Source organism: Bacteroides sp. CAG:189, from assembly GCF_000432295.1.
GTDB classification, from domain to species: domain Bacteria; phylum Bacteroidota; class Bacteroidia; order Bacteroidales; family Bacteroidaceae; genus Bacteroides; species Bacteroides salyersiae.
Genome location: NZ_HF991056.1, coordinates 1 through 20,625 on the forward strand (window position 1 = coordinate 1; position 20,625 = coordinate 20,625).

The 20,625-nt window shown below is 45.0% G+C and carries 22 protein-coding genes and 1 tRNA gene; 13 read left to right on the top strand and 10 right to left on the bottom strand.

The features are described 5' to 3' along the window. The first annotated feature begins 333 nt into the window (after window positions 1-333). The 13 genes from QVP90_RS07755 (at window position 334) to QVP90_RS07815 (ending at window position 9,578) form a co-directional block, all read left to right on the top strand. A complete protein-coding gene (locus QVP90_RS07755) occupies window positions 334-921 on the top strand; it encodes a TIGR00730 family Rossman fold protein (RefSeq protein ID WP_021936095.1) in 588 nt (195 codons plus the stop codon). Continuing rightward, a complete protein-coding gene (locus tag QVP90_RS07760) occupies window positions 918-1,643 on the top strand; it encodes a DUF4271 domain-containing protein (protein ID WP_005927892.1) in 726 nt (241 codons plus the stop codon). Before QVP90_RS07755 ends, QVP90_RS07760 begins: the two co-directional genes overlap by 4 nt. A gap of 4 nt (window positions 1,644-1,647) precedes the next feature. Further along, the gene (locus QVP90_RS07765) at window positions 1,648-2,400 is read left to right on the top strand and encodes a uroporphyrinogen-III synthase (RefSeq protein WP_005927890.1); all 753 of its coding nucleotides are present in this window, start codon (window positions 1,648-1,650) and stop codon (window positions 2,398-2,400) included. Window positions 2,401-2,480: 80 nt separating this feature from the next. Beyond that, window positions 2,481-2,861 carry a ribonuclease P protein component gene (gene rnpA / locus QVP90_RS07770; protein ID WP_005927887.1) on the top strand — a complete coding sequence of 127 codons (381 nt, stop codon included), beginning with the start codon at window positions 2,481-2,483 and terminating at the stop codon, window positions 2,859-2,861. Further along, entirely contained in the window at window positions 2,858-3,079 is a 222-nt protein-coding gene (gene yidD, locus QVP90_RS07775; protein WP_005927884.1) for a membrane protein insertion efficiency factor YidD, read from the top strand. The genes rnpA and yidD overlap by 4 nt, the downstream gene beginning before the upstream one ends. 6 nt (window positions 3,080-3,085) lie before the next feature. Beyond that, entirely contained in the window at window positions 3,086-3,727 is a 642-nt protein-coding gene (locus tag QVP90_RS07780) for a TatD family hydrolase (RefSeq protein ID WP_007479505.1), read from the top strand. A 68-nt stretch (window positions 3,728-3,795) separates the two neighbouring features. Next, window positions 3,796-5,088, top strand: coding sequence for a tyrosine--tRNA ligase (gene tyrS, locus QVP90_RS07785; protein ID WP_021936097.1), 1,293 nt, complete (start codon window positions 3,796-3,798; stop codon window positions 5,086-5,088). A gap of 79 nt (window positions 5,089-5,167) precedes the next feature. Then, window positions 5,168-5,238, top strand: a tRNA-Gln gene (locus tag QVP90_RS07790). Window positions 5,239-5,570: 332 nt separating this feature from the next. Beyond that, window positions 5,571-5,921: a type II toxin-antitoxin system RelE/ParE family toxin gene (locus QVP90_RS07795; protein ID WP_021936098.1), complete on the top strand. Its 351-nt coding sequence runs from the start codon at window positions 5,571-5,573 to the stop codon at window positions 5,919-5,921. A gap of 2 nt (window positions 5,922-5,923) precedes the next feature. Next, complete coding sequence (locus QVP90_RS07800; RefSeq protein ID WP_021936099.1) at window positions 5,924-6,214, top strand: helix-turn-helix domain-containing protein; 291 nt, start codon at window positions 5,924-5,926, stop codon at window positions 6,212-6,214. 249 nt (window positions 6,215-6,463) lie between these two features. Next, on the top strand, window positions 6,464-7,306 hold the full coding sequence (kduI, locus tag QVP90_RS07805) for a 5-dehydro-4-deoxy-D-glucuronate isomerase (protein ID WP_005927876.1): 843 nt from the start codon (window positions 6,464-6,466) through the stop codon (window positions 7,304-7,306). 153 nt (window positions 7,307-7,459) lie between these two features. Beyond that, window positions 7,460-8,254 (top strand): gluconate 5-dehydrogenase, encoded by a 795-nt coding sequence (locus tag QVP90_RS07810; RefSeq protein WP_005927873.1) that lies wholly within the window; start codon window positions 7,460-7,462, stop codon window positions 8,252-8,254. Between the two features lie 82 nt (window positions 8,255-8,336). Continuing rightward, on the top strand, window positions 8,337-9,578 hold the full coding sequence (locus QVP90_RS07815; RefSeq protein ID WP_021936101.1) for a DUF4861 domain-containing protein: 1,242 nt from the start codon (window positions 8,337-8,339) through the stop codon (window positions 9,576-9,578). 119 nt (window positions 9,579-9,697) lie between these two features. Here the strand turns inward: QVP90_RS07815 and QVP90_RS07820 are convergent, their stop codons facing one another. The 10 genes from QVP90_RS07820 to purD form a co-directional block, all read right to left on the bottom strand. Beyond that, window positions 9,698-10,075, bottom strand: a complete 378-nt coding sequence (locus QVP90_RS07820) for a hypothetical protein (RefSeq protein WP_264380916.1) — start codon at window positions 10,073-10,075, stop codon at window positions 9,698-9,700. Between the two features lie 66 nt (window positions 10,076-10,141). Further along, on the bottom strand, window positions 10,142-11,080 hold the full coding sequence (gene queG / locus QVP90_RS07825; protein WP_021936103.1) for a tRNA epoxyqueuosine(34) reductase QueG: 939 nt from the start codon (window positions 11,078-11,080) through the stop codon (window positions 10,142-10,144). Between the two features lie 18 nt (window positions 11,081-11,098). Next, window positions 11,099-11,755 (bottom strand): polysaccharide deacetylase family protein, encoded by a 657-nt coding sequence (locus QVP90_RS07830; RefSeq protein ID WP_005927860.1) that lies wholly within the window; start codon window positions 11,753-11,755, stop codon window positions 11,099-11,101. A gap of 6 nt (window positions 11,756-11,761) precedes the next feature. Continuing rightward, on the bottom strand, window positions 11,762-15,118 hold the full coding sequence (locus QVP90_RS07835; RefSeq protein WP_021936104.1) for a glycosyltransferase family 117 protein: 3,357 nt from the start codon (window positions 15,116-15,118) through the stop codon (window positions 11,762-11,764). A 329-nt stretch (window positions 15,119-15,447) separates the two neighbouring features. Then, window positions 15,448-16,197: a metal ABC transporter ATP-binding protein gene (locus QVP90_RS07840; RefSeq protein ID WP_007479494.1), complete on the bottom strand. Its 750-nt coding sequence runs from the start codon at window positions 16,195-16,197 to the stop codon at window positions 15,448-15,450. Window positions 16,198-16,205: 8 nt separating this feature from the next. Then, window positions 16,206-17,087, bottom strand: a complete 882-nt coding sequence (locus QVP90_RS07845) for a metal ABC transporter solute-binding protein, Zn/Mn family (protein ID WP_021936105.1) — start codon at window positions 17,085-17,087, stop codon at window positions 16,206-16,208. Between the two features lie 23 nt (window positions 17,088-17,110). After that, entirely contained in the window at window positions 17,111-17,839 is a 729-nt protein-coding gene (mnmD, locus tag QVP90_RS07850; protein WP_021936106.1) for a tRNA (5-methylaminomethyl-2-thiouridine)(34)-methyltransferase MnmD, read from the bottom strand. Continuing rightward, window positions 17,836-18,306, bottom strand: coding sequence for a YqaA family protein (locus tag QVP90_RS07855; protein ID WP_005927846.1), 471 nt, complete (start codon window positions 18,304-18,306; stop codon window positions 17,836-17,838). Before QVP90_RS07855 ends, mnmD begins: the two co-directional genes overlap by 4 nt. Beyond that, window positions 18,291-19,295, bottom strand: coding sequence for a hypothetical protein (locus QVP90_RS07860; RefSeq protein WP_005927842.1), 1,005 nt, complete (start codon window positions 19,293-19,295; stop codon window positions 18,291-18,293). Before QVP90_RS07860 ends, QVP90_RS07855 begins: the two co-directional genes overlap by 16 nt. Then, complete coding sequence (purD, locus tag QVP90_RS07865; RefSeq protein ID WP_021936107.1) at window positions 19,295-20,569, bottom strand: phosphoribosylamine--glycine ligase; 1,275 nt, start codon at window positions 20,567-20,569, stop codon at window positions 19,295-19,297. Before purD ends, QVP90_RS07860 begins: the two co-directional genes overlap by 1 nt. Between the last annotated feature and the right edge of the window lie 56 nt (window positions 20,570-20,625).

Here is a 20,625-nt window from a genome sequence, read left to right on the forward strand (position 1 = left end):
AATCGAAGTTGTCAACTAAATCCAGTACACATCATTGTGTAAGATGTACATATAAAACATGGGGATGTTGTGTGTGAAAACATCCCCATGTTCTGCACTGGAACATCCCCATGTTTTATATAAGAACATCCGGATGTTTTGGGAATAGAAGTTTAATTTGGGGGTTGCATGAAGTAGGATTAATGGTTGTTGATAAGTATATAGAATATCTTGTGAAGACGATAATGATCCACTCTCTGAATTAGGGCCATTTTTTATACTTCTTTTATTGAAGGATTTTATGTGTAACCCAAAAAAACGTACCTTTGTGGTCTAAACATATGATATAGAAGTATGAATCAGATAAATTCCGTATGTGTTTACAGCGCATCGAGTACCAAGATAGATAAAGTGTATTTTGAAGCAGCCGGCCGGTTGGGCAAGTTGTTTGCCGAACGGCGTATCCGTTTGGTGAACGGTGCTGGAAGTATTGGATTGATGCGTTCTGTAGCCGATGCTGTCCTTGAAAACGGAGGTGAGGTTACGGGGGTTATTCCCCGGTTTATGGTGGAGCAGGGATGGCATCATACAGGATTGACCCGGTTGGTTGAAGTGGAAAGTATGCATGAGCGGAAGCAGCTCATGGTGGATTTAAGTGATGCTGTCATAGCTCTACCCGGCGGATGCGGTACATTGGAAGAACTGCTTGAAGTTATCACCTGGAAACAGTTGGGGCTTTATCTTAATCCGATTGTGATATTGAATACAAACGACTTTTTCGATCCGTTGCTCGACCAGCTTAAGCGGGCTATTGACGAGAATTTTATGCGGAGACAGCATGGCGATATCTGGCATGTAGCTGCCACTCCTGAAGAGGCTGTCGAACTGGTGTATAGGGTTCCCGTTTGGGATGCGTCCATCCGTAAATTTGCGGCTATATGAGTGCGTGGTTGATGCTTGTATCGGGTTTTGAGGGGATACCCCTTCCCTATTCTCCCCGTACGGACGATGTAATTGCATTGGTTCTGCTTGCCTGTTTCTTCTTCTCGTCCTTTGCGTTGGCACGGAGCAAGAAGTTTCTTTCTCAACAAGCAAAGGACTTTATGCTTCATCGCGAACGTACAAGTATTTTTGCTGCCTCTACGGCGGCGGATGTCCGTTATCTGTTGTTGCTGGTATTTCAGACCTGTATCTTGAGTGGTATCTGCATTTTTAACTACTTTAATGATGTGCAGCCGACTTTGATGGAAAAGGTTTCCCCTCCTCTCCTATTAGGAATTTATATTCTTATCTGTTTGCTTTATCTTTTACTAAAGTGGCTGTTTTATTCTTTCTTAGGGTGGGTGTTTTTTGATAAAAATCGGACAACTATATGGTTGGAGTCTTATTCTACACTGATTTATTACCTCGGATTCGTTCTTTTTCCGTTCGTTCTTCTCCTTGTTTATTTCGATTTGAATATCTTGTTTTTAGTTTCAATCGGGCTGTTCTTGATAATTTTTGCTAAAATATTGATGTTTTATAAGTGGATAAAGCTTTTTTTCGATAAGATTAGCAGCCTTTTCCTTTTAATTTTGTACTTTTGTGCCCTTGAAATCATGCCCTATTTACTTTTGTATCAGGGCTTGAGAGAACTAAACAATATATTGGTAATAAAAATTTAGGACGTTGAAAATTAAGAAAGTACTTGTGTCGCAGCCAAAACCTGCTTCAGAGAAATCTCCCTATTACGACATTGCCGAAAAGTATGGCGTAAAAATAGATTTCCGCCCCTTTATCAAAGTAGAAAGTGTTTCTGCTAAAGAGGTCAGACAACAGAAAGTGTCAATCCTTGACCACACAGCTGTCATATTTACTTCGCGTCATGCGATTGATCATTTTTTCCATCTTTGCACGGAGCTTCGTGTGACTATTCCGGAAACAATGAAGTATTTTTGTGTAACGGAACAAGTTGCACTTTATATTCAAAAGTATGTGCAATACCGCAAGCGCAAGATATTCTTTGGCGCTACAGGTAAGATTGAAGATCTGATTCCTTCTATTGTGAAACATAAGACTGAGAAATATCTCGTGCCGATGTCGGATGTGCACAATGATGACATCAAGAACCTGTTGGATAAACATAATATCCAGCATACGGAGGTAGTGATGTATCGCACTGTTAGTAATGACTTTGGCAAGGATGAAGAATTTGACTATGATATGTTGGTATTCTTTAGTCCGGCCGGTGTTTCTTCGCTGAAGAAGAATTTTCCGGATTTTGATCAGAAGAATATTAAGATCGGAACATTCGGCTCTACAACAGCACAAGCTGTTCGTGATGCCGGGCTTCGCTTGGATTTAGAGGCTCCTACCGTACAGGCTCCTTCTATGACAGCCGCTTTGGATATGTTCATTAAGGAGAATAACAAAGGAAAGTAATTAATAAATGACAAACGACGAGCTACAAGTGCTGCGCACCGTGCGTGTGCTTGTAGCTCGTTGTTTTTTATATCGTACGGATGAATACATTGTGTAAAGCTGAAAGGCTTCATAGTAAGATTGTTATTGAAAAGATGTTTGCGGGCGGTTTTTCACGTTCGTTTTCCGTCTTTCCTCTGCGTGCGGTGTATATGTCTGTGGAGCAGCAGGAAGTGCCTGTGTCTATCCTTATCAGTGTCCCCAAAAAGCGGTTTAAGCGGGCGGTAAAGCGTAATCGGGTAAAACGTCAGATACGTGAGGCTTACCGGAAGAATAAGGGGCCGTTGTGGCAGGTTCTGCAAGAAAAAGGACTTGGGTTGACGATTGCTTTTATTTATCTGTCGGATGAGCTGTGTCGTACTGAGGAAATAGAAGAGAAGGTAAAAGTGTTGTTGGCCCGTATCGCGGAAAGGCTGGAATGAAGCGTCTGTTGTCGTACATATTATTGATTCCTATCTATTTTTACCGGGCATGTATTTCTCCTATGCTCCCTCCCTCCTGCCGTTTTACTCCGACTTGTTCGCAGTATGCCATCGAGGCAATTAAAAAACACGGTCCTTTTAAGGGTTTTTATTTGGCTGTAAGACGGATACTGCGTTGCCATCCCTGGGGTGGTTCCGGATATGACCCTGTACCTTAGTTGATTATGAAACTGTTGGATATACATTCTCATCATTTGTCCGAAGATCCTTTCCGGGCAATCTTGAATATTCGTTTTCCGAAAGATAAGTTCTTTCCGGAAGCAGGACGGTTTTATTCTGTAGGCGTACATCCGTGGGAAGTGACGTTGGAAAATCGGATAGACTGGACTTTGTTTGAGGAGTTGGCCGGGCATCCGCAAGTGCTTGCTATTGGCGAATGCGGTATGGATAAACATGTTTATCCGGAGTTATTGATGGCTCAGGAACGCATTTTCTCGCGTCAGTTGGCTGTTGCGGAAAAGTTAGGAAAACCGGTTCTGATTCATAATGTGAAGTCTACCGGGATTATCGGACTTCTGAAAAAGAACGCTTCCGGTCATATCCCCTGGATTCAGCACGGTTTTCGCGGAAAGCCGGAATTGGCTTTGGAAATGCTGCGTTCGGGCTTTTATCTTTCTTTGGGGATTCGTTATAATGAGGATTCTTTACGGGTAATACCGCTTGACAGACTCTTTTTAGAGACGGATGACAGCGAGACGGATATCTGCCAAGTATACGAGAGGGCAGCTCGTACGTTGGGAATCTCCGTAATCAAACTTACGGAGCAGATACAGCATAATATCAAGAAAGTTTTTTTTAATGGATAAGAGTTGTTTCTTCAAAGAAAGAGTCGTACTTTTGCCCTGACTAAATATTTAAAAACTAATATCATTCGATGAATTTTGTAGAAGAATTAAGATGGCGTGGCATGCTGCAAGATATGATGCCGGGCACAGAAGAATTGTTAGCTAAGGAGCAAGTAACAGCTTATCTCGGGATTGACCCGACGGCTGATTCATTGCATATTGGTCACTTGTGTGGCGTAATGATGCTCCGCCACCTCCAGCGTTGTGGTCATAAACCGTTGGCACTCATCGGTGGTGCGACAGGTATGATTGGTGATCCGTCCGGTAAATCGGCAGAGCGCAATTTGCTGAATGAAGAGACTTTGCGTCACAATCAGGCTTGTATCAAGAAGCAGTTGGCCAAGTTTCTGGATTTTGAATCGGAGGTGCCGAATCGCGCAGAGTTGGTGAATAATTATGACTGGATGAAAGATTTCACTTTCCTTGATTTTGTTCGTGAAGTGGGTAAACATATTACTGTGAACTATATGATGGCAAAAGACTCGGTAAAGAGACGTCTGAACGGGGAAGCCCGTGACGGGTTGTCATTTACGGAGTTTACTTACCAGTTGCTTCAGGGATATGACTTTTTGCATTTGAACCAGACTAAGGGTTGTAAACTTCAGATGGGTGGTTCGGATCAGTGGGGCAATATCACTACGGGTGCCGAGCTGATACGTCGCACGAACGGAGGAGAGGTCTTTGCTTTGACTTGTCCGTTGATTACCAAAGCGGATGGCGGTAAATTCGGTAAGACGGAATCGGGTAATGTATGGCTCGATGCGAAATATACTTCACCGTACAAATTCTATCAATTCTGGTTGAATGTCAGCGATTCGGATGCGGAACGCTACATCAAGATATTTACTGCTCTTTCAAAAGAGGAAATCGATTCATTGATTGCAGAGCATCAGCAAGCCCCGCATCTGCGTGTGCTTCAAAAACGTCTGGCCAAAGAGGTGACGATTATGGTTCACTCTGAAGAGGACTATAATGCGGCTGTAGACGCTTCTAATATCTTATTTGGTAATGCTACTTCCGATGCATTGAGAAAACTCGATGAAGACACGCTATTGGCGGTTTTCGAAGGTGTTCCGCAGTTCGAAATGTCTCGTGATGTACTGGTTGAAGGTGTGAAGGCGGTCGATTTGTTTGTAGATAATGCGGCTGTATTTGCATCAAAAGGTGAAATGCGTAAGTTGGTACAGGGCGGAGGCGTCTCTCTGAATAAAGAAAAGTTGGCCGCATTCGACCAGGTGATTACTACGGCAGATTTACTGGATGAGAAGTATTTACTTGTTCAACGGGGCAAGAAGAACTACTATCTGATCATTGCTAAATAAAAAAAATGCCAAAATATTTGGAGATTTAGTTGCATAGCACTATCTTTGCACCGCTTTTTAACAGAAAGCACAGCGAGTTTGTCCTATGGTGTAATGGTAGCACAACAGTTTTTGGTTCTGTTTGTCTAAGTTCGAATCTTGGTAGGACAACACATATATTCTTGGTGGGACAACAACCTTACCAGCAAAAAATTACAAAGCCCGCTAAATTTAGCTTTTAGCGGGCTTTTTCTATTCTAAGCAAAAACCGAATAATTACGCAATAAAGAAACGTCAAGGTTTCAGTTGAGGTTTCAGTCGCGTTTTTCAAATCCCCTTCCACGTACTTTCAGAGCAATGTTTCCTCAAAATCCCATTGTTATGAAACAAAATCAAAAAGTAAATATCCTATTTCAACGGAAACACGGGGAAAGATACATGAATATTTGTGATTACTGAACTTTTCGTTTGTTTATATGTAATATATACGTTACCTTTGCGATATGGTGAAGAAGGTCAGGGAACTCCTTTTGTATAAGTCGTACTTTAAAGAGTTCTATAGAGAGCAATCTCCGAAAGTACAAAATAAGATTATTAAAATCTTAGAAATCTTAGAATATATAGAATGTATTCCGACGAAGTATCTTAAACACATGGAGGGTACAGACGGTCTGTATGAAATACGTATCACCTTGAGTAGCGATATATTTCGTGTCTTCTGTTTTTTCGATAAGGGACAATTGGTAGTTTTGCTTTCCGGTTTCCAAAAGAAAACGCAGAAAACCCCTAAAAAAGAGATAGATAAGGCTGTCCGATTGATGGCTCAATATTATGATGATAAAAAAAGGAGGTAATAATGGATATAACAACATTGGATCAATTTAAAGATGAAATTTACGGTGTAAAAGGTACACCCGGACGAGACAATTTGGAGCGTGAGTTGGAAACACTGCGCATTGGTGTTCAAATCCGTAATGCCCGTCAAAAGAAGGCGATGACACAGGCTCAACTGGCCGAACGTATTGACAAGAAGCGGCCATTTATCTCAAAGATAGAGAACGACGGGAGTAACTTGACTCTGAAAACCCTGATAGATATAGTTGAAAGAGGGCTTGGCGGTAAGCTGAATATTGAAGTACAAATTTAAACGGTTTTGCCCGGATGATGGTCACATTATCCGGGCGAATTGTTTTTTATCATCCGGTTCGTTTTTTATTCCCTAATTCGTATTATAGTTTGTTAAACGCTTCGTTTATTATCTGTCTGTGGACAATATTGATAGATAATAAGAACAAAAATGCAAGGTTTTGCCATTTTCTTTTTCTATTTTTGCATCGTGTACGCAAACGACGTGCACCTGAACTGTAATATTATAAACTATTTAAATAAATAAAGTATGAAAACGAACTATGAAATTCGCTATGCTGCGCATCCGGAAGATGCAAAAAGCTACGACACTACGAGAATCCGTCGTGACTTCTTGATTGAAAAAGTATTCTCAGCTAACGAAGTAAATATGGTATATTCTATGTATGACCGAATGGTGGTCGGTGGTGCAATGCCGGTAGGAGAGGTGCTTAAACTGGAAGCGATCGATCCGCTAAAAGCTCCTTACTTCTTGACTCGTCGCGAAATGGGTATTTTTAATGTAGGTGGTCCCGGTGTGGTGAAAGCCGGTAATGCAGTATTCGAACTCGATTATAAAGAAGCCCTTTATTTAGGTTCGGGAGACCGCGAAGTGACTTTCGAGAGCAAAGATGAAAAGAATCCCGCCAAATTCTATTTCAACTCATTGACTGCCCACCGCAATTATCCGGATAAGAAAGTGACGAAGAAAGATGCTGTGGTTGCAGAAATGGGATCGTTGGAAGGTTCTAACCACCGTAATATTAATAAAATGCTGGTGAATCAGGTATTGCCTACCTGTCAGTTACAAATGGGTATGACGGAACTGGCTCCGGGAAGTGTGTGGAACACAATGCCGGCACACGTCCATAGCCGCCGTATGGAAGCTTATTTCTATTTTGAAGTACCCGAAGAGCATGCTGTATGTCATTTCATGGGTGAGGTGGATGAAACACGTCACGTATGGATGAAGGGTGACCAGGCTGTCCTGTCTCCCGAATGGTCTATTCATTCGGCTGCCGCTACGCACAATTATACATTTATCTGGGGTATGGGAGGAGAAAACCTTGACTATGGAGATCAGGACTTCTCGTTGATTACAGACCTTAAATAAGGATACAATGCACTGATGTGCCAATGTATCAATTTAAACAGGCTCTAAGAAATAGCTTAATAAGAACAATTAATTAACAATCTTCGTGCTGGATGTGTGAATTAGTACCTTTGCCGGTATGTTGGCACATTGGCACATTAATAAATTATTATTATGGTAAACTTTTCATTAGAAGGTAAAGTAGCACTGGTAACAGGTGCGTCTTACGGAATCGGTTTAGCTTTGGCCACTGCTTTTGCTCGGGCCGGTGCAAAGATTGTGTTTAACGATATCAAGCAGGAACTGGTGGATAAGGGTCTTGCTGCTTATCAGGCTGAAGGTATCGAGGCTAAAGGATATGTATGTGATGTGACCAACGAAGAGCAGGTAAACGCTATGGTAGCTCAGATTGAAAAAGAGGTAGGCGTTATTGATATTCTGGTAAACAATGCAGGTATCATCAAGCGTATTCCGATGCATGAAATGACTGCTGCCGAATTCCGTCAGGTAATCGATATCGACTTGAATGGCCCGTTCATCGTGTCAAAGGCTGTTATCCCTTCTATGATTAAAAAAGGTCACGGTAAAATTATCAATATCTGCTCGATGATGAGTGAGCTGGGACGTGAAACTGTATCGGCTTATGCTGCTGCTAAAGGCGGCTTGAAGATGCTGACTAAAAATATCGCTTCTGAATACGGTGAATTCAACATCCAATGTAATGGTATCGGCCCGGGCTACATCGCTACTCCACAGACTGCTCCATTACGCGAGATCCAACCGGACGGTTCGCGTCATCCGTTTGATTCGTTCATTATAGCTAAAACTCCGGCTGCCCGTTGGGGAACTCCGGAAGATCTGGCAGGACCTGCTGTGTTCCTGGCATCGGATGCTTCTGACTTCGTAAACGGGCATATATTGTACGTTGACGGCGGTATTCTGGCATACATCGGAAAACAACCGAAATAAGAGACAAAATACAGTTATATACTGTAGGGCGGGGGAGAACTCCGCCCTTTCGGGTTTTTATAATCAAAATAACGACAGAAAGATGAAAAAACTATTTTTCTTTATTGCAACTGCTCTTGTATGTTTCGCTTGTAATGAGAGCAAAACGGTTACTGTAACGGTAACGAACCCAACTGCTATGGAGCGTGCCGGTGAAATGGTGGAGGTATCCATGAGTGATGTTACTTCTAAATTGCAATTGGCCGATACGGCACAAATTATTGTACTCGATGCTGACGGGCAACAAGTACCTTATCAGATTACTTATGATGAGAAAGTGATTTTCCCGGCCACGGTAAAGGCAAACGGGACTGCCGCTTATACTATTCAGGCAGGTGTGCCGGCTGTTTTCGATACGAAGGCATGCGGACGCTATTATCCCGAACGTGTGGATGATGTGGCATGGGAGAATGACCTGGTTGCTTTCCGTGCTTATGGCCCGGCTTTGCAGGCTACCGGCGAACGTGCTTTCGGCTATGATGTATGGACCAAATACAACACAACGGAACCGGTTGTAGAGGCCCGTTATGCAAGCGAATTGAATCCGGAAACTAAAGCGAAGATCGATGAGTTGAAGAAGACGGATCCGAAAGCAGCGAGTGAGCTTTACCGCTCTGTTTCTTATCATGTAGATCATGGTAATGGGTTGGATTGCTATAAAGTAGGGCCTACACTGGGTGGCGGTACGGCTGCCTTGATGGTTGATGACGAGATTGTTTATCCCTATTGCTATGCTACGCAGGAAATTCTGGACAATGGCCCCTTGCGTTTTACTGTGAAGTTGGTGTATAACCCATTGACAGTGAAAGAGAATACGGATGTGGTAGAAACTCGTCTGATCTCTCTGGATGCAGGTTCGCATATGAACAAGACGGTTGTTGCTTACAGCAATCTGAAAGAAACGACTCCTGTAGTTACCGGTATTGTTCTCCATGAACCGGATGGTGCTGTTGTAGCCGATGCCGCTAACGGTTATATCACTTATGTAGACCCGACGGATAACGTAAACAACAATAATGGAAAGATTTTTGTTGGTGCGGCTTTCCCTGCTACGGTAAAAGAGGCTAAAGTTGCTCTTTTCCCGGAGAAAGAGAAGAAAGAATTGCGCGGTGGGGCAGATGGCCATGTATTGGCTGTCAGTGACTACGAGCCGGGTTCGGAATACACTTATTACTGGGGAGCTGCATGGGACAAGGCTGATATCAAAACGGTTGATGCCTGGAATGAGTATGTAGCTGCGTTTGCACAGAAGTTGCGGGCCCCGTTGACGGTGACCGTACAGTAAGATTAAGAATACTTCAAATAGAAAAAAAGACCGTTGTGGAGCATGATGCTGTGCGGCGGTCTCTTTTTTATGCTCGGAAAATGACTCTAATCATCGTGCATGATGCTTTTTACCTGTTCTCAGGTATGGACGGCGCCATTTTTCTGGGGAGTTCCGGGAGTACTTCTTCCGTTCTTTATATACTGCTGTAAGAGTGCTCTCAATTCTTCTACGATATCCGGATGTTCTTTGTATACATTATGTTTTTCTCCCGGATCCTGATCCATGTCATAAAGTTGGATGGGAGGTAATGAGGCAATTGCTTCTTTGTCTGCATTGGGTTTCGGATAGCTCCAGCCACCGGATCTGGGTGAGCATAGTAATTTCCATTTCCCTCTTCGTATGGCAAATTCTCCACGGATGGAATGATGTACGGTGGCTTCCCGTATTGTTTCAGGTTTGGCGGGATCCTTGATTAACGGCAGGATATCGTAACCTTTTATTTCTTTTATTGGCATTCTCTCAAAAATTGTCACTGCCGTCTCATGTTTGACTTTGCCGGATAGGGGCGATGCGATTGGAGCTTATTCGTTACTTTCCACCTGATGTATGTTTCTCATTAGTCCGGCATATTTGGCCCTTTTTACGGCACTTCCTTTAAAAAGAGTTCTGTATTGCTCTTCTGTCAGTGTGTGCCAGTCTTCTTTCTCCATCTGCATAAAGAGCTCTGTGGGTTGCAGGTCCGGTGCCTGGCAAGGGGTGGCAAACTTGTTCCAGGGACAGGCTTTCTGGCATTCGTTGCAGCCATATATTTTATTGCCCATTTTTTTGCCCTCTAAGAGAGGAATGGCGTCGCGGTTCTCAATGGTAAGGTAAGACAGGCAACGTCTTGAATTGAGCAAAAAAGGGGCCTCCAGTGCTTTCGTAGGGCAGGCCTGTATGCATCGGGTACAATTGCCGCACCGGTTTTTCTGTGGCTGGTCGTATTCGTCTACTTCCATATCGAGAAACAATTCTCCTAAGAAAAAGCAGGAACCGGCATGTGGAATGATGAGCTGGGTGTTTTTTCCTATCCAGCCGAGCCCTGCGCGATAGGCCCAATAACGCTCTAATACGGGGGCGGTATCACAGAACACACGGCTTTGCAAGGGTAGGGGAGAGTGTGCGGAAATGTATGCCTGCAACGCGGTCAGTCTGGTTTTCATCAAGTCGTGATAGTCTTTGCCATAGGCGTACCAGGCAAACTGGTATTGGTCTTCCCGTAATTGCCGGGCAGGATAATAATTGAGAGCTACGGACAGAATGGTCCGTACCCCTTCCATCAGCAGGCGGGGATCGAGGCGTTTGTCAAGATAGTTGCCCATATAATTCATGTTCGCCTGCATTCCTTGTGCCTGCCATCGGCTGAAAGCGTCGGCAATGGCTGTGTTTACCGGTTCTGCCGGCGCCATTCCGCATGCAGAAAAGCCGAGGCGTAGAGCTTCGGCTTTTATTTGACTTGCAGAAAGGGTTTTTACCTCCATGGTTTTGCTTTCACGATTTTATTTTCTGTTATTGCCGTCGTCCGGTGAGCTTCTCCGGGCAGGAAGCACTTTAAAGGCATAGCCCTGTTGTTTCAGGTATTCGATTGAACGGGGCAAAGCGTATTGCAGATTCCCATTGTTCCACGATTTTAGTGAGTCGTGGAAGGTGATGATGGAACCATTGCGCACATACCGTTTTACATTGGCCAAGACCTGCTCGGGACGTCTCTTTTTACTGTAATCACGTGTCACTAAATCCCACATGATGATATCATAGTGTTGTTTTAGTGTGTGATATTGCTTGAAGCCCATATGTCCGTGTGGCGGGCGAAAGAGGTCGGTCTTCATTTCCCGGTTAGCGAGATCGGTGTTTTTTAGGTATTCGTCGGCAGAGTATTCGAATCCGCGAATATGGTTGAATGTATGATTCCCGATCCGGTGCCCGCGTTCGACGACCATTCTGAATATATCCGGATATTTCCGTATATTATCGCCTACCATGAAAAAGGTGGCCTTGATGTCGTATTTATCCAGCAACTCCAATACCCACGGAGTTACTTCCGGGATGGGGCCATCGTCGAAGGTCAGATAAACAGCCTTCTCGTCGGGACTCATCCGGAAGATAGCTTTCGGATATAGAGCGCGGAAAATCCACGGTGGTTGCTCTATAAACATTGCCTTTTATCTTGCTCCTTTCATGCGGGAAACATACATGCCATACAATTCGTCCAGTTTGCCGGAATAGTTGTCTGACAGTTTTGATTTATATTTCTCCATGAGTTTCAATTCTTCGTTCAGCAGAGCGATGTGGTATTCGAATTCCCGTGATGATACGAAGAATTGCGAATTGTCCAGACTGAGATACCAAGTGAGGTATTCGATGGCTTTATTGGCCAATGCGTCCATAATCTTATCTGCTTTTTCTGTCTCTCCCAACTGGTAATAGGCTTCTGCCATTTGTACGGCACCGTTCTGCCAATCGTAGGGAACATTGTAAGCAGGGATCATCTTCTCTGCATAATCCAATGCTGCGAGGGCTTTGTCTTTTTTGCCCTCTTTCATCAACTGCTCTATCAACTGGGCGAACACACGGCGGTGTGTGTAGCACATGCGCATTACGTTTTCGTCAATGTAGATGCCCGGTTTGTCGATGCCGCCGAATTTGAACTTGTTCATCAGGTTGTCGTACATCTTTTCGCTGTCCACGGTTGTTCCTAACTTTTTGGTTTCGAACGGTGTGAAGCGGGAAGCGAGACCTTCCTGGATAAAGTGTTTGTCCATGCCTAACTGATTTTCCCGGCCTACGGTGATGGCCATATACATCGGCCGTTCCCAGTTGGCATGCGCCAGCATTTCGAGCATCATCAGCTCGCTTTTGTAAAGTGCGCGTTTGGGTCTTCCGTTGTCATCTCTCAGCAGGATATTCATGTGATCGGGGATTGAATCGCCCAATGCTTCCGGAATCTTCATACCACTGCGGCGTACGGCTTCTTTATCGATTTTGATGACGATACTGTCAGTCGGAATAACGTGTAACCCTTCTTTCTCGGAACGTATCCAGTATTTGAGGATGTTCTTTAATTCGTAGGGATCTTCTCCGAACTCGTTACGGACATTCTGCAAGGCCTCCGGATTGTCGCTGCTGTTTGCCTGGGCATAGAGGGCGTCGATGGTCTGTTTGATTTCCGGACGGATCTGAATGTATTCATTGGTTCCTTCTACGTATTCTACGCGGTCCCATGTGATGGGGAGTGACGGGGAATCGTAAGCCGGGCGTTTCATTTGGTCGATGTACCAGTCCGTTTGCAGATAGCTCAGGTTGCAGGTACGGGCATCGGTACGGAAACCTTCCGTCTCTTGATTGTACCATAAGGGGAATGTATCATTGTCACCATTGGTAAAGATGATCGGATTGCCGCTTTCCTGTAAAGACATCAGGTAGTTTTGCCCGAAATCACGTGCGACGTAACGTCCCGAACGGTCATGATCATCCCATGTCTGGCTTGCCATTTGGATGGGAACCAGCAGACAGAGTACTGAAACAAGGACAGACGCCGGAAGTTCCTTCATTTTGGCGTAGTCCTGCAAGAGCTTGATGATACCTGCCACGCCCATACCTACCCAGATGGCAAAGGCATAGAAGGAGCCTGCATATGCATAATCTCGTTCACGGGGCTGGCTCGGGGTCTGATTCAGATAGAGCACAATGGCAATACCGGTCATAAAGAACAGGAAGAATACTACCCAGAATTGCTGTACGCCTTTCTGTCCCCGGTAGGCTTGCCAAAGGAGGCCGATAATACCTAAGAGCAGAGGCAGGCAGTAGAATACATTGTGTCCTTTGTTGTCTTTCAGTTCTTGCGGAAGCAGGCTCTGGTCGCCTACCAGCCAGTTGTCGATGAACGGGATGCCTGTAATCCAGTTGCCATGTTCTATTTCACCGCTTCCCTGGAGGTCGTTTTGACGTCCGGCAAAGTTCCACATAAAGTAACGCCAGTACATGAAATTGAGCTGGTAGCGGAAGAAGAACTTAATGTTTTCCCATTGGGTCGGAATGTTGACCATGATGGCATTGCCGCATTCGTCGTAGGGGACGTCGACACCGTTGATATCTACCCATCCTTTGTATTGTGCTGCGTGTGCGCTGCTGTACATACGCGGGAAGAGCATGTTTTGTGCATATTTATATTCCACACGTCCGGGAACCTCGATGTACGAGTCTTTTTCGTCTGCGGATGTTTTTTCTTTACGGATATATTTGGTGGTACTGTTGGCTTCTACAGGAACGCAATATCCGTCTTTGACTTCCAATTCTACTTTTGAAGAGTAGGCCTGTCCGTAAAATAACGGACGGGTTCCGTACTGTTCACGTCCCAAGTATTCGCCCAGTGTGAAGATATCTTCGGGAGAGTTTTGGTCCATCGGAGTGTTGGCCGTTGAACGGATAACGATCAGGGCATACGACGAATAGCCTACCATGATCATCATGGTACAGAGTAGGGCGGTATTCATGGTGCGTGCAGATATCTGGTATTTCTGATCGAGTTTTTTTGCGAACAGGTAAAGTCCCAAGGCTGCCAGTACGATAATACCGATAATGACGCTGCTTGCTCCGTGTCCGTAGAATGGGATACCCAACAGGGCAATGGTAAGCATAAAAGAGATATTCATGCGTGGGCGGCTGGTTTCCGTATAACTTTCGTATACTCCCCAGATGATGCTCGCTGCAAGTATAATGATATAAACAATAACACCGGTATTGAATGGCAGCCCCATGCTGTTGACAAAGAGCAGTTCGAACCATCCGCCTACTTTTACAACTCCCGGTACAATGCCGTAAAGTACGATTCCTACCAGTACCATAGAACCGAAAAGGGCCAAAAGCGAACCTTTGGCATTGGCGTTGGGAACTTTTTTATAATAATATACCAATACGATGGCGGGTAAACAAAGCAGGTTCAGCAAGTGAACACCGATGCTTAATCCTGTGAGATAGGCGATCAGGATGATCCAGCGATCACTGTGTGGCTGGTCGGCCACATCCTCCCACTTCAGAATCAGCCAGAATACAACGGCTGTGAACAGGGATGAATAGGCGTAAACTTCACCTTCGACGGCACTGAACCAAAAGGTGTCGCTGAAGGTGTATACCAATGCACCGACAAGTCCGCTACCCATAATGGTGATCAGTTGACCGGTCGTAATGTTGTTTTCGTCCTTGATAATGAGTTTGCGTACCAGATGGGTGATGCTCCAGAAAAGGAACAGAATACAGGCACCGCTCATCAGGGCGCTCATGTAATTCACCATTTTGGCCACGGTGGTGGCATCGGATGCAAATTGTGAGAATAGGTTGGCTGTCAGCATGAAGAAAGGTGCGCCGGGCGGGTGACCGACTTCCAGTTTATAGCCGGTAGTAATGAACTCGGGACAATCCCAGAAACTGGCTGTCGGTTCTATTGTCATGCAATAGACCGTGGCAGCGATAATGAAAGTAAGCCAACCGACGAGGTTGTTTACGGTTTTGTACTGTTTCATTAAAACGATAGTTGTTTATTCATTAACATGTTAAGTGGGCGCAAAGATAATGATTTACATGTATAAAGAAGTGGAAAGGGAGGAATAATTATAAGATTTTAGGAAGAAGCCTATACGGGATGTCCGTCGATATGCTTTGTTTGCGGAGTGTGCAGGTTGAATAAAGGTGATAAGGCAGTCGCTCTTTTATGTTTTTTCTATTGCTTTTTTACTGTTTCACAATTGTGAGGAGAGCGTCTCATGGTTGTGAGACGCACGTCTCTCATATGTGAGGAACTCGTTTCACAACTGTGAAACGATTAAGACTCTTATTGGTTTCTCTCTTTCCTCTAATGATGATGGTGATGCTCTCCCAGTACGCGGTGTGGCAATGTGCCGTGCCCTAATAATTCGATAGGGCAGTTGAAGTTACGTTCCAGCCACTCTGTCGTGACTTCCGTATCCGGGTGATAATCCAGTGTTTCGTTGACGCAGGCGATGGACTTGACCTGTTGCAGTACCGTGCCGATGTCGTGACTCACAAGGATAATGGCGCATTCTTTGTTTATTTCTGCCAAAAGCTCGTATAGGCGGGCTTCGAAACGTTTGTCTATGTAAGTACTCGGTTCGTCGAGGATAACGACCGACGGGTCACTGACAATGGCACGCCCCAATAAAGCACGTTGTAATTGTCCGCCACTGAGTTGTCCGATCGCACGGCTTTCCAAGCCTTCCAGTCCCATACGGGCGATGGTTGAACGCACTTTCTCGCGTTGTTCGTCTGTAAATCTACTGATGAGTGACTTTTTGGAACTGAGTCCGGATAATATTACCTCTTCAACGGAAATAGGAAATTTACGGTCGATCGTATTGTATTGCGGGAGGTAACCCATAGTCGAAATATTGTATGTAATCTTTCCGGCTGTAGGTTTTAATAACCCTAAGATGCATTTGATGAGAGTTGTTTTTCCTCCTCCGTTGGGGCCGATAATGCCTAAGAAATCATTTTCATAGACAGTAAGGTCGATGTCATGCAGCACGGTACGTCCGTCATATCCGGCGGAAAGTCCGTGAACTTCTATTATCGGTTGTGTCGTCATCGGATCGTTTATTGTTTATCGTTGTTTGCCAATGCCCGGGCAACTGCCTGCATTTCTGCTTCCCAGTCGTAACTGAGAGGATGGATGGGGATAATTCTTGTCCGGGTTTCTTTAGCTATGATTTCTGCATTACGATGATCAAACTCGGGTTGGATGAAAATAACACGGACGTCTGCCTGGCGGCAAACATCTACCAACTCTTTCAAATGGGCAGGAGAGGGCTCCTTTCCGCCCTCTTCGATGCTGATTTGTTGCAGTCCGTAATCGCGGGCGAAATAGGAAAGGGCCGGATGATAAATCATAAATGTCCGGGTAGCACCGGGCTCTTTCAAGGTTTCCCGGATAATGCTGTCTGTCTGTATGATACGTTGGCTCAGACTGTCGTATCGGGCCAGATAATAGGCTTCGTTCTCTTTATCCAGCTGACAGAGCGCTTTGTACGTATTACGCGCGATGATGAGGGCATTGCCGGTCGAATTCCAGATATGTGGTTCCACGCCTCCGGCATGGCGGTGGTCTCCGTGAATCTCTTCTTCTTCAAAAATGAGGTCTACATCTTTCGACGTATCGAATACTTGAATGTGGGGGGTATTGTCTGTGAGACGATCCATCCAGACTTGTTCGAAGCCAATATAGCCGATGCGGAAATAGGCTTTGCTGTCTCCAAGTGAAACGAGCTGTTGGGGCGTCGGATCGTAGGTTTCCGGACTGCTGCCTTTGGGTACGATGCTGATGACATCGAATTTATCTCCGGCAATGGCTTCGGTGAAATAACGTTGCGGCTCGATGGTGACGGCAATAACCGGCTTCTCGTTATTTTGTTTTGACTTTCCTGTATTGCACGATGTCAGGCAGATGATTATCAGGAGAAGAGCGAAGATATGTCTCATATATATTGTTTCTTTTTAGATGGTTATTTTTTCTCCGGCGGACAGTCTTTCCGGGCTCTTAGTATTTCTCGTTTTCCTCCTGGGGGGCCGGGAAGGCGTTCCACTGTAAAGCCTGCTGCCTGTAACATACGGCGTACTATCCCTTTCGCACAATAAGTGGTGAGTATGCCTTTCGGATTCATTATAACATATAGCCGGTTGAATAGTTCTTGCGACCACATCTCCGGTTGTTTCTCGGGTGCAAAAGCATCAAAATAGATAATGTCCCAATGTGTTGCCGTGCCGATCCCCCGGTTACTGTCAGGTATCACCGTGTTTTCAGCAGATAGATTGCCACATGGACACATAAATACATTGTTTACATCCGCTTGTACTTTTCTTAACGTAAAGTGGGGCGTTATTATTGCATCCTCACCCCAGGGAATCATATGTAATGTTTTGAACAACGGGTTGTTACTATATCCCAACGGCTCTACTATATCCCAGGAAAGCGGGTAGAGTTCGATACCGGTATAGTGCACTTTCCGAAGGGATCTTTCTGCTGTTTCAAGTGTAAGCAGAGCATTAAATCCCGTTCCGAAACCTATTTCGAGAATATGTGGCTCTACGGCTTCGGAGGCATTCAATCCCATGTCGATGAAAATATGTTGAGACTCGGTTCTGGCGCCTTTCACAGAATGATAATGTTCGTTCAACTCCGGAACGAAAAGAGTGGCGCTGCCATCGGCAGTCAGTTCAATGATTCGTTTCATACCATTAAGTCGATCAGCCCCCTCGCTGCAAGGATTACTAATATATAACGCAGCATTTTTCCGGCCAGCATAGAGATGGAAACTACCCATATATTGCTTCGCAGAAATCCCAGTGCAACGGCTATTACGCTTCCGATAATGGGAAGAAAAGCGAAGAAAGCCATGAAGCCGCTTCGTCCGTTAAGGTAGGCTTGCATACGTTCTACCTTTTCCCGTTTCATGTGGAAGTATTTTTCAAGCCAATCCATACGGCCCATGCGCCCCATTGCATAGCAGGTCAGGCTACCTAAAAGGTTGCCTGCCGAAGCTGATAACAGGCAGATAACAGGACTCAAACCTGTACTGGGCAGAACCAATGCTGCCAACACCGCTTCCGAGCTGAAAGGAACAACGCTCCCAGCCAGTACGGCAGAAAGAAACATGCCTAAATAACCCCATTCAATAAGAAAATTTATAAAAGCGTCCATACATTGAAACAGAATAAGAGAATTAATCCGGTCATGGAACCGATAAAGAATAGATTAGCGGCTTTACTGTTGGTTAAAACAAACAAATGTCCCACAAGAATACTGACTCCTATCAGAAGTAACGATAGTAGGTCCATGCAGTGGGCCGGTTGCAGGAATATGAACAGGAATATGCAGAAATTTATGAAAATCAGGAAATGCAGATAAGAACGGGTACGTATCTTGTCTTCGAATCCACTGACAATGCAATGCGCTGCGCTGACTATGAACAGGATGAATAGATAACCAAGCGTAACGAGCTCCCAAAGTTGAAGGTCCTTGCCGGGATTGACCGGTTGGAAATGAACCAGCTCGACGAATGGTTGGTAGAACAGCTCCATCTGGCCGTAGAAGAACGCATGGCCGAACAAAAACCAATAGGAAACACTCAACCCTATCAATGCGGCACAAAAACTACGGGCTGTGAGTGATTGGAAGTAATAAGCTCCTATCAGCCAAAGGGGAATGAAATATAATAATTGTGGAAACAGCAGGCTTCCCGCTCCTATAAAAACGAAAGAATGGAATATATAACTCACCGGACGGGGGTGCTGATAACTTTTAAATAAGAAAAACAGAGAGATGAGGAAGGCTACGGCGGCTATATCTCCTGCATACAACAGGTGCATGCCCGGACAGATGGTTACCAATAAAAAATAAATGGAGGTCTGTACCGAAGCCCGCATACGGATAATGGCGAACGTATTGTTGAGCTCGATCAGAAAATATCCGATGGCGGCGTATAGCATAAAGCTGATGACCCTGTCGGCCCAGGCAGGGAGATAAAGTGTGCAGACCGACTGCCACAATGCATATCCGGCTTCTTTTTCCGAACTCATTGCAGGCAGCAGGATGGAAGTGCCTATCCAGCAGACGATGCAAATAAGGATAACAGCGGGCAGTGTGAATCTGCCTGCTGTTATCCGGCCTTGTAGTCTTCTATTTCTCATTATAAATCAAATCCGATATCGTGCCGGAGGTTTTTCTTTTCAAATTGTATCATCTCGGACACTTGATAGCTCTTTGCAAGTGCTTCTTCTTTGGAATTTCCATACGAACTGATGGCAATGACACGTCCTCCGTTGGTTACGATTTGACCCTCTTTTAAGGCCGTGCCGGCATGAAAGAGAATGCTTTCCGTATCTTGGGCCTGTTCAATGCCGCTGATAGGAAATCCTTTCTGGTAAGTTTCCGGATAGCCGCCGCTTACCAGCATGACACATGCTGCCGTGCGAGGATCGATCTCGAGCGTTTTTGTATCTAAGTTTTTCTGGGCTACTCCCTCGAAAAGCTCTACGAGATCGCTTTTGACGCGAAGCATTACGCTTTCTGTTTCCGGGTCTCCCATACGGACGTTGTATTCGATCACCATCGGTTCTCCTTTTACGTTGATCAGCCCCAGGAAGATAAAGCCTTTATAAAGAATGCCCTCTGTCTTTAGTCCGTTGACGGTAGGTTCGATGATCCGTGTGCGGACTTTTTCCATAAACTCTTCATTGGCAAAGGGAACCGGAGTAACGCTGCCCATACCTCCCGTGTTGAGACCTTTGTCGCCTTCACCGATACGCTTGTAGTCTTTGGCTACAGGAAGTACTTTATAGTGTTCGCTATCCGTCAATACGAATACGCTGCACTCGATTCCACTGAGAAACTCTTCGATAACCACTGTTGCCGATGCGTCTCCGAACATACCGCTAAGCATCTCTTTCAGCTCTTTTTTTGCTTCATCCAGAGTCGGAAGTATCAATACTCCTTTTCCGGCACAGAGTCCGTCGGCTTTCAATACATAGGGTGCTTCCAGACTTTCCAGAAAAGCAAATCCTTCTTCCAGGGTATCGGCTGTGATACTCTTGTACCGTGCGGTCGGAATGTGATGGCGTTGCATAAATTCTTTGGCAAATTCTTTACTGCCTTCCAAACGGGCACCTTCGGCAGTAGGCCCGATAATGGAGATATGCTTTGTTTCAGGGCTGTTTTGGAAATAGTCATAAATACCTTCTACCAACGGATCTTCGGGGCCGACTACGATCATATCGATTTTCTTTTTAAGAGCAAATGCTTTCAGTGCATCGAAATCTGTAGCTTTGATGTTTACGTTCTCACCGACCGAAGAGGTTCCGGCATTACCGGGAGCGATGTATAACTTTTCCACTTTGGGGCTTTGGGCTATTTTCCATGCTAAGGCATGTTCACGGCCGCCCGAACCTAAGAGTAACAGTTTCATATTGATAATTGGGTTAATATGCCGATATACCAATGTGCGCGTCCGGCACCGGATAT

Excerpts from the sequence above, each read along its gene's own strand:
- QVP90_RS07845 (WP_021936105.1), bottom strand. The coding sequence starts at position 17,087 with ATGAGACATATCTTCGCTCTTCTCCTGATAATCATCTGCCTGACATCG.
- mnmD (WP_021936106.1), bottom strand. The coding sequence starts at position 17,839 with ATGAAACGAATCATTGAACTGACTGCCGATGGCAGCGCCACTCTTTTC.
- tyrS (WP_021936097.1), top strand. The coding sequence starts at position 3,796 with ATGAATTTTGTAGAAGAATTAAGATGGCGTGGCATGCTGCAAGATATG.
- purD (WP_021936107.1), bottom strand. The coding sequence starts at position 20,569 with ATGAAACTGTTACTCTTAGGTTCGGGCGGCCGTGAACATGCCTTAGCA.
- QVP90_RS07810 (WP_005927873.1), top strand. The coding sequence starts at position 7,460 with ATGGTAAACTTTTCATTAGAAGGTAAAGTAGCACTGGTAACAGGTGCG.
- kduI (WP_005927876.1), top strand. The coding sequence starts at position 6,464 with ATGAAAACGAACTATGAAATTCGCTATGCTGCGCATCCGGAAGATGCA.
- QVP90_RS07835 (WP_021936104.1), bottom strand. The coding sequence starts at position 15,118 with ATGAAACAGTACAAAACCGTAAACAACCTCGTCGGTTGGCTTACTTTC.
- QVP90_RS07820 (WP_264380916.1), bottom strand. The coding sequence starts at position 10,075 with ATGCCAATAAAAGAAATAAAAGGTTACGATATCCTGCCGTTAATCAAG.
- QVP90_RS07815 (WP_021936101.1), top strand. The coding sequence starts at position 8,337 with ATGAAAAAACTATTTTTCTTTATTGCAACTGCTCTTGTATGTTTCGCT.
- QVP90_RS07755 (WP_021936095.1), top strand. The coding sequence starts at position 334 with ATGAATCAGATAAATTCCGTATGTGTTTACAGCGCATCGAGTACCAAG.
- QVP90_RS07830 (WP_005927860.1), bottom strand. The coding sequence starts at position 11,755 with ATGTTTATAGAGCAACCACCGTGGATTTTCCGCGCTCTATATCCGAAA.
- QVP90_RS07760 (WP_005927892.1), top strand. The coding sequence starts at position 918 with ATGAGTGCGTGGTTGATGCTTGTATCGGGTTTTGAGGGGATACCCCTT.
- queG (WP_021936103.1), bottom strand. The coding sequence starts at position 11,080 with ATGGAGGTAAAAACCCTTTCTGCAAGTCAAATAAAAGCCGAAGCTCTA.
- QVP90_RS07855 (WP_005927846.1), bottom strand. The coding sequence starts at position 18,306 with ATGGACGCTTTTATAAATTTTCTTATTGAATGGGGTTATTTAGGCATG.
- QVP90_RS07780 (WP_007479505.1), top strand. The coding sequence starts at position 3,086 with ATGAAACTGTTGGATATACATTCTCATCATTTGTCCGAAGATCCTTTC.
- QVP90_RS07800 (WP_021936099.1), top strand. The coding sequence starts at position 5,924 with ATGGATATAACAACATTGGATCAATTTAAAGATGAAATTTACGGTGTA.
- QVP90_RS07840 (WP_007479494.1), bottom strand. The coding sequence starts at position 16,197 with ATGACGACACAACCGATAATAGAAGTTCACGGACTTTCCGCCGGATAT.
- rnpA (WP_005927887.1), top strand. The coding sequence starts at position 2,481 with ATGAATACATTGTGTAAAGCTGAAAGGCTTCATAGTAAGATTGTTATT.
- QVP90_RS07860 (WP_005927842.1), bottom strand. The coding sequence starts at position 19,295 with ATGAGAAATAGAAGACTACAAGGCCGGATAACAGCAGGCAGATTCACA.
- yidD (WP_005927884.1), top strand. The coding sequence starts at position 2,858 with ATGAAGCGTCTGTTGTCGTACATATTATTGATTCCTATCTATTTTTAC.
- QVP90_RS07795 (WP_021936098.1), top strand. The coding sequence starts at position 5,571 with ATGGTGAAGAAGGTCAGGGAACTCCTTTTGTATAAGTCGTACTTTAAA.